The 12283-nt window shown below is 45.4% G+C and carries 1 protein-coding gene (running past one end of the window); it reads left to right on the forward strand.

Features of this window, described 5'->3' with window-relative positions:
- Positions 1–12283, forward strand: partial view of a non-ribosomal peptide synthase/polyketide synthase gene (locus tag P20495_RS04625; protein WP_008138114.1) — the start only. Its footprint extends 15395 nt past the window's final position; only the first 12283 of its 27678 coding nucleotides appear in the window; it begins with the start codon at positions 1–3; its stop codon lies off the right edge, out of view.

Consider the following 12283-nt stretch of genomic DNA (forward strand, 5'->3'; position numbering starts at 1 on the left):
ATGACAACTAAACACTTCCCTTTGTCGCAAACGCAGCAAGATATTTATTTTGACCAGCTGCATTATCCTGATAACCCATTGTACAATATCGGTGGTTATGTTCGCTTTGGTAGGGTTGATGTAGATAAACTAACTAAAGCTCATCAGATACTTGTTATGCGTCATGACGCATTCGGCATCCGTATTATTGCCGACGATGAAGGCATCCGTCAGACCATTAGCAATGAGCGTACGCTAACTTTATCGGTACATGATTTTTCAACCCTGCCTAATCCCTTAGAAAGTGCCGAACAATGGTTAACCGAGTTGTTTGAAGCGCCACTGGAAATAGAAAATAAAGAGTTATTCAAAGCGTTTGTGTTAAAAATTGCCGATGACGAATATCGTTATATTTGTTTCGGTCATCATCTCTGTATGGATGGGTGGGGATTTGCCAACTGGATCAAACAGCTCGGTGGTTTATACAACGACGATGATACAGTTATTACCGAACAGATCCCGTGGGAGACGATTATCGATGAAGACCTGCGTTATTTGGACAGCAAAAAGTTTCAAAAAGACAAAAGTTATTGGGCGGAGTACTGTCGAGAATTACCTGATAGCTTGTTGCAAGCTCAGCATATTTACAAGATTAAAAATCCTAAAAAGGTGCCCAGCGCACGTGAGGTACTTGATCTTACTACCTACCAAATTGCAGCAGTTGCCGGGTTTGCCAAGCAGTATGGCATTGGTGTTAATCAAGTTTATTTGAACATTTTTGTTATTTATTTCAGTCAATTTTACAAAAGCCGTAAACTAGTTTTCGGGGTGCCGGTACATAACCGTAAAGGCCATAGCCAAAAGGAGATGATCGGGGTATTCACCAGTGTCAGCCCATTGCTGCTGGATGTTGATGATCAACGCTCATTTGTCGACATCAGCAGGGAAATCTTCAGTCAGCAAAAGAAAAACTATCGTCATCAACATTACTCAATCGGTCATTTGAACAATGATTTGAAATTGCCACCGGGGTCTGATTCAGTCTACGATGTTGCATTTAACTACCTCCAGCTTGAAAATGATTTGGTGATCGAAGGTCGTCAGACCCAGTTGGCCTATTTGAGCAATAACCATGATACGACCCCAATCAGCATAACGGTGTGGGCATCTGAAACTAATAATACCGCTGAAATTCAATTTGATTACAACTTTGCCTATTTTGACAGTGCCGACATTGCGTTGATTAAAGCCCGTACCAACCATTTAATTGATACGTTGCTCAGCAATGCCGAAACACCTATCCATCAAATTCAACTTTTGCCAGAGTCCGAGCAAAAGCAATTATTAGACTACAGTGTTAATGACAAACAAGTTGACAGCAGTCAAAACCAACAATTTTATCATCAGTTTGAACAGGCGGTTGCCTACAGACCTGACAGCATTGCTATTGTGGCTCAGGACAGGCAAATTAGCTACAGAGAATTGAATCAAAGTGCCAATCAGTTGGCCGCCTATATTAAAGAGCAGGGCTTAACAGCAGGTGACCGTGTTGGCGTTTGCATTAACCGTTCATGGTATGGCGTGCTGGCATTGCTGGCGACAGTTAAAGCGGGTGGTTGTTTTGTGCCACTGGACCCTGATTATCCGGAACAACGCTTGAGCTTTATGCTCAAAGACAGTGCACCTGCATTGTTGATAAGCGAAGCTAAGCTGGTCGATAGCCTAGCTTTCGATCCGAGAAAAATTATTTGTATTGAAAATATTATGGAAGATATTGAGCAATACTCCAGCGCAAATACAGAATTGAAAACGGTAGATTCTGACCCCGCATACATAATCTATACCTCAGGATCTACTGGTCAGCCAAAGGGCGTTGTGGTATCACACCGCGCCATGGCCAATTATTGTGATGTAATTAAAAATGATTATCAGGTTAATAAAGATGATCGCGTATTACAGTTTTCTTCTTTGTCATTTGATATTTTTATCGAAGAAGTTTGCGCTTCATTGGCCGTGGGGGCAGCGTTGGTTGTCAGCAGTGAGGGGATCATGGCCGGGCGCGAACAATTTGTTGGCCAGCTTATCGAAAGCCGCTTGAGCGTGATCACTTTACCCACTGCCTTTTGGCATGGTTTGTGTGCTGACAAAGCCGAGCTTGAAAAGCTTAACAACAGCGATTTGCGACTTGTGATCCTCGGTGGCGAAGCTATGTCTTTCAAAGCGTTGCAGAAATGGAAACAGGTTGTTGACCGCAAAGTTCGACTTCTAAACACCTATGGTCCAACAGAAGCAACCGTTGTTGCCAGTGTATTTGATACGGCAGACTATAAAGGTCAGAACCAACAAGTGCCTATTGGACGGCCTGCCAGTGGTTCACAGCTTTTTGTCCTAGATGACAATCGTGGTGAAGTGGCAATAGGTCACGTTGGGGAGCTGTATATCGGAGGTCAAAGACTGGCAGAAGGTTATCATAATCTCGCCGATATGACCGATGAGAAATTCATTACTACTGACGCCGGTGATAGGCTTTACCAAACTGGCGATATGGTACGTTGGTTGCCAGATGGCAACCTTGAATTTGTTGGCCGTGTTGACTACCAGATTAAGCTGCGTGGGTTCCGTATCGAACTCCCTGAAATTGAAGCTGCTATTTTGGCTTGTGAACAGGTCAGTGAATGCCTTGTTTTACTGCACGACGAACCAAAACAATTAGTTGCCTATGTCGTTGCTCAGAATACGGCAGAATTAACGGTACAGTTGCAACAACAACTTGCGCAGAAGCTGCCAGGTTATATGATCCCGTCTGTTTATGTTGTATTGGATGCCATGCCGTTGACAACAGCCGGTAAGGTTGATCGCAAAGCATTACCGCAGCCAGATAAAGCTGACCAATTTGGTCGTTATCTTGCACCACAATCCAATATGGAAAAAACCTTATGCCAAATCTGGCAAGACGTACTGGGTCTTCAGCAGGTTGGTATTAACGATAACTTCTTCAGTATCGGCGGTGACTCCATCATGACATTGCAGGTGATTTCCAGTGCCCGTGCGCAGGGGGTCCAAATTACTGCCAGACAGGTATTTGAATTTAATACGATTGCTGAACTGGCGATGCAGGCAATTACGAAAAAAACTGAAATAGTCTTTCAAGGCGACAGCCTGGGCAAGCAAATTTTGCTGCCAATCATGCAGCAGTGGTTAAATGTGGACCCTACAGACCAGCATCACTTCAATCAGTCGCTATTGTTACAGGTGCCAGTAGAATTTACTGCCGAGCAGCTAAATCCCTTGATGAATGCCTTGTGTCAGCGTCATGACGCACTTCGACTGGTCTTTTCAAAACAAGACAACCAATGGTTGGCCAACTACACCACAGTTACGCCAATGATGATTGACGATGCGATCAGCTATCAGGATTTACGTGGTTTGTCGCATTCAGATTATCAAACCCGTCTGGCCGAAATTGGCCAGCAGGCACAAAGCAGTTTTATATTGGGTGAAGGCGTGTTGTTTAAAGCCGTTTACTTAGAAGCCGATGGCAATGACAGTCGAGTATTACTGGTAATGCATCACATGATTGTTGATGGTGTTTCCTGGCGTGTTTTGTTACAAGATTTGACTCTGGGTTATCAGCAACTTGTCGCGGGCAATGCTGTTAAGCTAGCGGCCAAAACTAATTCATTGCAGCAATGGGGAGAGTTTTTAGTCGATTATGCCCAAACTGAACAGCTTGTAGCTGAGCGAGCAGATTGGTTGGCTCAGCTTAATATTGAAGTGCCGGCATTGTTGGTTGATCATCAGGTTGAAGATAACCGTCACAGTACTACACAAAAAATAACCGTCAAACTTGACCAAAGCCATACACAGGCGTTGTTAACCGGTTGTCATCAGGCTTATCACACAGAAATTAATGACCTATTGTTATCGGCTTTGTTCATCGCAATGAGTCGCTGGACAGGTCAGGATAAAGTTCGCGTTGATTTGGAAGGCCATGGCCGCGAAGCGTTAAGTAACAAGTTGGATCTCAGTCAAACCATCGGCTGGTTCACCAGTGTTTATCCGGTAACGTTAAACGTCACCGAGCCTGATTCAATCACACAAGTGATCAAAGCGGCCAAAGAGCAATTGCGCAATGTGCCAAACCATGGCATTGGTTTTGGTTTGTTACACGATTTAGCAGCCGACGAAGATTTAAAAGCCGCAAGGTTAGCTGCGCCTTCTTCGATTGTATTTAACTACCTGGGTCAGTTTGACCACCACGCCGACAGTGATACCTTGTTCACTATGGCTGAAGGGTTTGCCGGAGACGCCATCAGTAAAAATCGTCAAAGAGAGTATGCGATTGGCTTCAACGGCATGGTAACCAGTGCTAACTTGGCCTTTGAGCTGGACTATAACGGTTTGAGCTTTGACTGTGAAACCATGCAAACACTGGCTGATGCGTTTGAAACTGCGTTAAAAGACATCATCAATCACTGTCAAAATGCTAGTGTCAGCAGCTTTACCCCGAGTGATTTTCCGCTGGCTACCGTAAGTCAGTCACAGCTGGATCAATGGCAGCAGCAATATCCGAAATTTGAAAACCTTTATGCCTCAACACCGATGCAACAAGGCATGTTGTTCCACAGTGCGTTGGAACAGTCTTCTTATTTGACCCAGTTATCGATGGATTTGGGGCAAGATTTAAACGTAGATGCCTTTAAGAGCGCCTGGCAGAAAATGCAACAGCAATATCCTGTATTGCGCACTGTTTTTGTTGGCAAACAAATGGACCAACTGGTGTTGTCAGCATCGGTATTACCATGGTTTGAAGATGACTGGTCAACTGGCTCAGGATCATTTGAAAGCAAATTTGACGAGTATTGTCAGGCCGATAAGCTCAAAGGTTTTGATATCGAGTTTGGGCCTTTGATGCGCTTTGCCCTGATCCGTCAATCGAATGATAAATTTCGTTTTCTGTGGACTAGTCACCACGCCTTGCTTGATGGTTGGTCAGTGGCTAATCTTTTTGCCGAAATATTCCAGACTTATCACAGCTTAAACACGGGTGAGCAGATTCAATCGAGAGCAGTACCTGCTTATGCGAACTACATTAAATGGTTGCAACAAAAAGATAGTGGTGTTGCCGAAAATTACTGGCAGGAAACATTAAAAGACGTTGAGGTCACAACCCGTCTGGGTGTTGAAAAGCCAGTGGTTGGCGAAAATACTACTGCCGCCCCAGTGATGCGCTTGTTGCTGGAAGCATCTCAGACAGAACAACTGCAACAACTGGCGCGACGCAGTAATTCAACCTTAAATACCGTTATTCAGGGCGCATGGGCTTACTTGCTGCATCGTTACAGCGGTGAAGAGCAGGTGGTGTTCGGTGAAACCGTTGCTGGTCGACCTGAAGAATTGAACGGTGTTGAGCAAATGGTTGGTTTGTTTCTTAATACATTACCTGTGTGCGTTGATTTTTCACAAGATCAACCACTTGAATCATGGTTACAGGATCTGTATCAGTCCAGTATTACCCGTAAAGAGCATGGTTATTTGTCTTTGCCTGCGATTCAGGCGACAAGCCCGTTAGGCCATGATGTTGCTTTGTTTGATTCATTGGTGGTTTTTGAAAACTACCCGATAGACGAAGCTATTAAAAATCCGCAATCTGTTTTTGACCTTGATTCACTTAAAAATGACGAGCAAAGCAACTTCGCTTTGACCTTACAGGTTATGCCGGGCGAGCGATTGGAATTGTTGCTCAAGTATAACGCGGAGCAATTTACAGATGTTACCATCACCCGCATTTTGTCTGCGATGCAGGAAATTCTTGTCGGCTTTGCTAATGATATTACTGATGTTAAACAGCTATCTCTGGTATCGAGCAGCGATAAAGCGCAACAGCAGCAATTGATGCAAATCCATGGTGAATATCCAAAAGCGAGTACCATCGTCGAGCTATTTGAACAACAGGTAGAGCAACATGCTGACAATGTTGCCATGTTGTCAGATGATGAAAACATCAACTATGCAACGCTTAACCAACAGGCCAATCAACTGGCCAATTATCTGATAGAGCAGGGCGTAATCCAGGGCAGTTTTGTTGGTCTTTGTATGCATCGGGGCGCAGACATGATTGTCGCCATGCTGGCCATTTTAAAAGCGGGTGCTGCTTATGTGCCAATCGATCCGGATTATCCAGGCGAGCGTGTCGACTACATGCTTAAAGACGCAGATCTTAAAGTGGTGTTGACCCACAGCGAATGTATGTCTGTGTTTTCATCTCATTCAATTGCACCAATTGCGGTAGATGTATTATTTCAGGCCGGGACTTTAGAGCAATTGGGTGTAGATAATCTAACAATAATACCAACCGACCCTGCAAAACAGTTAGCTTATGTCATCTATACATCAGGCTCCACCGGTAAGCCTAAAGGGGTTGTTGTCAATCAGTTGAACGTAGTGCGTTTGGTTAAAAATACCCGCTATGTAGAATTGAACGAAAAAGACGTAATTGCACAGGCGTCTAACTGTTCTTTTGATGCCGCGACCTTTGAAATTTGGGGGGCATTGTTAAACGGTGCCCAACTGCAATTTGTTAGCAAAGAAGTGTTGCTTGACGCTAAGTTGTTGAGTGAAACACTGGTAGATAAAAAGATCACAACCCTGTTCTTGACCACCGCGCTTTTCAATCAAATGTCGTTGATCAACCCCGCTGGTTTCAGCACGCTTAAAAACGTACTGTTTGGTGGTGAGTTAGTCGACAACGATGCTGTCTCGCGTATATTCACAGCAGGTAAGCCGACTAACCTATTACACGTTTACGGCCCTACTGAAAACACCACTTTCAGTACTAGTTACAACATTAAAGAACTGTCACAAAACACCGATTACCCTATAGGTCAAGCCATAGATGGCGGCTTTGCTATGGTCATGGATCCGTTGCAAAACCTCTTGCCTATCGGCATTGTCGGAGAGTTGGTATTGGGTGGTGACGGTATCGCCATGGGTTATCTTAACCAGTCAAAACTGAACGCTGATACTTTTATCGAGCACGCGCAATACCCGGGCCAGAAGTTATATCGTACCGGTGATTTGGTGCGTTTACGTGAAGACGGCGAATTGGTCTTTGTTGGTCGTGTAGACGATCAGGTGAAAATTCGCGGTTTCAGAATCGAGCCGGGTGAAATTGTCCGAACCTTGAATTTAAACGAAGGCGTTGACGAGTCGTTCATTTTGGTCAGCGGTTCAGGCTCAGACAAACAACTGATTGCCTATCTGGTGCCCAGTGCATCTGTAACTGCCAATGCTGAATTTATCAATGAAGTGTGCCAGTGGCTTAAAGGCCGTTTGCCTGAATATATGCAACCAGCCACTTTTATTGCTCTTGATAAACTACCGTTAAGCCAAACAGGTAAAGTCGATCGCAAAGCCTTACCAGCGCCGGACATGAGTCAATGGATGCAGACTGAATTTGTCGCTCCGGTGACTGACACCGAGCAAAAATTATGTGCTGTATGGGCGCGATTGTTAAAGCTTGAAAAAGTCAGTACCAATGCATCGTTCTTCGAATTGGGTGGTCATTCACTTTTGGTGACTCATTTAACCAGTGCTGTTAACAGCGCGTTCTCAGTGAGTTTGAGCTTGCGACAGGTGTTTGATAACAATACCGTTGGAGAACTGGCTAAAGTGATTGAAAACAGCCATGCAACGGTTGTGGTTAAATTACCGGTGGTCTCCAGAGAGCAAGAGCTTCCTGCATCATTTACCCAGCAACGCTTTTGGTTTATCGACCAGCTTGAAGGTGGCAGTCATTACAATTTGCAAAGCATTTTTCAGTTAAGCGGACAGTTTGACCACACTTGTTTTGAGCGTGCATTAAGCGCTTTGGTTGAACGTCATGAAGTACTTAGAACTACCTTTACCGATCGTGGTGGTCAGGCTTATCAATTAATCCAAAGTGCAGTCAGCATTATTCTTGAACAGGCTAGTGTGGTTGACTTGCCCGTCAATGAAAAAGTAACAGAGATTGAAAAACTTGCTCGTGAGCAGGTGCTAAAACCGTTTGATTTGACCTGTGAACTGATGTTGCGTGCCAATGTTGTGGTGCAGGGGCAGGACGATCACGTATTGATCCTAACTGTACCGCATATCGCCTTTGACGGTGTAAGTTTAAGCATATTCACTCGCGAGTTAAGCGAGTTGTATACGGCATTTGTTAACAATAAAGCCAATCCGTTGCCGCCGTTAACAGTACAATATGCCGATTTCGCTTGCTGGCAACGTAATTGGTTCCAGGGGGAGGTACAGTCTCAGCAGCTTGATTACTGGCGTGAGCAACTTACCGAGCTGCCGCTGGTGCACCGCTTGCCCCTTGATAAAAAACGCCCACCAAAGCAGACTTTTGTTGGCTCAGAATACAGCTGTCGCTTAAACCACCGCTTGACAGAACAGGTCAAATCATTGGCCCAAAGCCACAACGTGACCTTGTTTATGTTGCTGCAAACTGCATTCTCGGTATTGCTGGGTCGTTATGCCAATGAGACCGATATTGTGATGGGTACACCCATTGCCAGTCGCAGCCATGAAGATGCCGAGCCACTGATAGGCTTTTTCGTCAATACCCTAGTATTGCGCTCGAAACTGGAGGGTGATCCCCGTTTTACCGACTTGCTCGGTGACAACAAACAAATGGTGCTGGATGCCTTTACCCATCAGCATCTGCCGTTTGACCTGTTGGTGGATGAATTAATTTCACATCGCAGATCCGATCATAACTCACTGTATCAAGTGATCTTTACCGTCGAAAATTATCAGCCGGCGGTGTTTGATTTTGCGGGTTTGACCCTTAAACCGTTTGAAACCCAAACCAAACAGCACAGCCCTGACTATGAGCTGGGTCTGCATGTCACCGATATGGACGACGGCTTGAGTTTGGTATGGGATTTCAATACTAGTGTGTTTACTGAACAGACAGCCAAACGACTGGCAGAAAGCTTTGAGATCATGCTGAGTGCCATCGTTGATATGCCGGAGCAGAATATTCAGTCATTGCCGTTACTCGATACAGCGCAGCAACAGTCAATCCTGACCGAATGGAATAACACCGCCAGCGATTTTGACAGCAATGCCTGTATCGGCCAGCTATTTGAAGCGCAGGTGGCTGCGAATCCCAACAATATTGCCGCGGTTTTTGAAGGTGAGTCATTGACTTATCAAGCACTGAATGAGCAGGCCAATCAAGTCGCAAGATTTCTGGTAGAAAATCAGGTCAAGGCGGATACCTTGGTAGCACTGTGTATTGATCGCTCACTGGATATGTTCATTGGCATGGTGGGCATTGTCAAAGCCGGTGGTGCTTATTTGCCGATTGACCCTAACTTGACCAAAGAGCGCATCGACTTTATGATCGCTGATGGCAGTGTTGAACTGATACTGACCAGCAGCAAAGTGATGTCAAAGCATGATTTTGACAACTTCAAAGTATTGTCACTGGATGAAAGGCTCCGGGCAGGCGCATTGACCGGGTACAGTACCAAAAACCTTGATATCAGCGGTCAAAGTTCTGAACAATTGGCCTACGTGATATATACCTCCGGTTCAACAGGACAGCCAAAAGGTGTAATGGCCAGCCACAAAAACGTGGTTCGTTTAACCAGTGGCGCTGATCAATACATAGGTATTGACCAGCCGCTTAAAGTGTTGCAGGCAGCGCCAATCTCTTTTGACGCTGCCACCTTTGAAATTTGGCTACCGCTGCTCAGTGGTGGCACTGTTTGCTGTTACCCACATGAGCAAATTGATGTTGACCAAATTAACTGCACCATCGAACAAAACGGGATCAATCTGGCATGGTTGACCGCCGGACTGTTTGACGTGTGGGTTGACGGTAAAGATACCGCCCAAACACAGCTGCTTACCATAGTGACCGGTGGTGATGTGGTATCTGCCAAGTCAGTTACCCGTTTGTATGATATGAATCCGAATATTCGGGTTGTGAATGGTTACGGGCCGACAGAATGTGTCACTTTTGCCTGTTGTCATGTTATCAACCGGGATATTGACCCTGCGCAGTCATTGCCTATCGGTCGCCCCATTGCCGACACTTTGGTATATGTATTGTCGGAGCAGGGCCAGCCTGTGCCAGTAGGAGCCGTTGGTGAGCTGCATATCGGTGGTGATGCCGTGTCCCGTGGTTACTTGAATCAGGCTGCTTTGACTCGGGAGAAGTTCATTGCTAACCCATTCAATGACGATGCGGCTGCGCGACTGTACAAAACCGGCGATTTGGTTCGTTGGCTGCCACAAGGCGTGATTGAATATATCGGCCGTATAGATAGCCAAATAAAACTACGTGGTTTCAGAATTGAGCTGGGTGAAATCGAACAACACTTAAGTAGCTGCACTGATGTCAAAGATGCGGTAGTCACTTACCATCAGGGTAATTCCCATCAAGACAGTTATCTGGTGGGTTATGTATTGACTGAGGCAAGCAACGAAGGTGTACAAGCATCACAATTGCGTGCGCAACTACAGGCTAGGCTGCCTGAGTACATGGTACCGTCGGTCTTTATGAACATGGACAAAATGCCGTTGACTAGCAATGGTAAAGTGGATCGTAAAAGGCTGCCTGAGCCTGATTTGAACCAGATGACACAGACACAATATGTCGCACCATCTACCGCTACCGAAGTGCAACTGTGTCAAATTTGGTCAGATTTGTTGTCAGTAGAAACCATTTCAGCCGACCTGCCGTTTTTTGTTTTGGGGGGAAACTCGCTGCTTGTCATGACCCTGACCGCCGCCATTAATGAAACGTTCTCTGTGATTGTGGCGTTGCGTGATGTGTTTGAACACAACACCATTCATGCACTCGGTGCATTGATTGACAGTGTGGTAACGGTTAAACATGTCAACATCAGCAAGGTCTCGCGCGATAGTGTTTTGCCGTTGTCTTTTGCCCAGCAACGATTGTGGCTGGTTGATCAACTTGAAGGCAGTAGCCATTACAATGTGCAAAACAAGTTGCGCCTTAAAGGTGATTTTAATTACGGTGCTTTTGAACAAGCATTATCCAGCCTTATTGAACGTCATGAAGTGTTGCGCACCTGTTATGTTGAGCGTGACGGCCAAACTTGTCAGGTAATTCAACCTATGCCCAGGTTTGTGCTTGAGCAAGTAACGCTGAACTCGGCTGACCAATATAAGCAAGTTAAACAATACGCTATGGATCAGGCAAGTCAGTCGTTTGATTTGAGCTGTGATTTGATGTTACGTGCGCAGATCATCGAGCTTGAAACGTCTGAAAGATTCCTTCTGTTAACCATTCATCACATTGCTTTTGATGGTGTTTCCCTCGGTGCATTCACTCGCGAATTGGGCGCTTTGTATCAAGGATATATCACAGGTCAACTTCCCGAATTAGCACCGATGCCAATTCAGTATGCCGATTTTTCTCATTGGCAGCGTAACTGGTTGCAGGGCGAAGAACTTCAGGGACAGCTCGACTTCTGGGCTCAGTATCTAGCCGATATCCCAACGGTACATAGCTTGCCACTGGACAAACCGCGTCCGGCAAAACAAACCTTTGTCGGAGTCGGCCATGCCACTGTTATCGATAGTGATTTGACCGCACAAATCAAATCTTTATGTCAAGACCACAACTCAACCCTGTTTATGTTTTTGCAAACGACTTTCTCAGTCATGTTGGCTCGTTACTCAAATGAAACCGATATTGTGATTGGTAGCCCGGTTGCGGGCAGAACTCAGGCTGAAGTGGCTTCGATGGTTGGTTTCTTTGTCAACACACTGGTACTTCGCTGTAATCTTGAGGGTAATCCAAGCTTTAGTGATTTGCTGGCCGTACAAAAAACACAGTTGCTTAAAGCCTTTGACCATCAGCATATGCCGTTTGAGGTATTAGTAGACGAACTTAGGCCCCAGCGCAGTTTGGCTCATCACGCCTTATATCAAGTGGTGTTTGCTGTGCAGAACTTTGATCACGGTAATCTTGAGTTTGGCGATCTAAGTCTTGAACCGTTTGAAAGCGATGACATTCAATTGAGTCCAGACTATGAACTGGGTCTGCACGTTACTGAAAAAGACGGTGAACTGGAACTTTACTGGTCATGCAATACCGCAGTATTTGAAGTTGAGACCCTTGAACGTTTTTCCCAAACCATGCAAGTATTGCTTAGAGGCATTGTTGCCGCCCCAGACACCAGCATTCAGGCATTGCCGCTACTTGATACTGCGCAGCAACAGTCAATCCTGATTGACTGGAATAACACCGCCACCGATTTTGACAGCAAAGCCTGTATCG

Source organism: Pseudoalteromonas sp. BSi20495 (assembly GCF_000241185.1).
Classification (GTDB): domain Bacteria; phylum Pseudomonadota; class Gammaproteobacteria; order Enterobacterales; family Alteromonadaceae; genus Pseudoalteromonas; species Pseudoalteromonas fuliginea.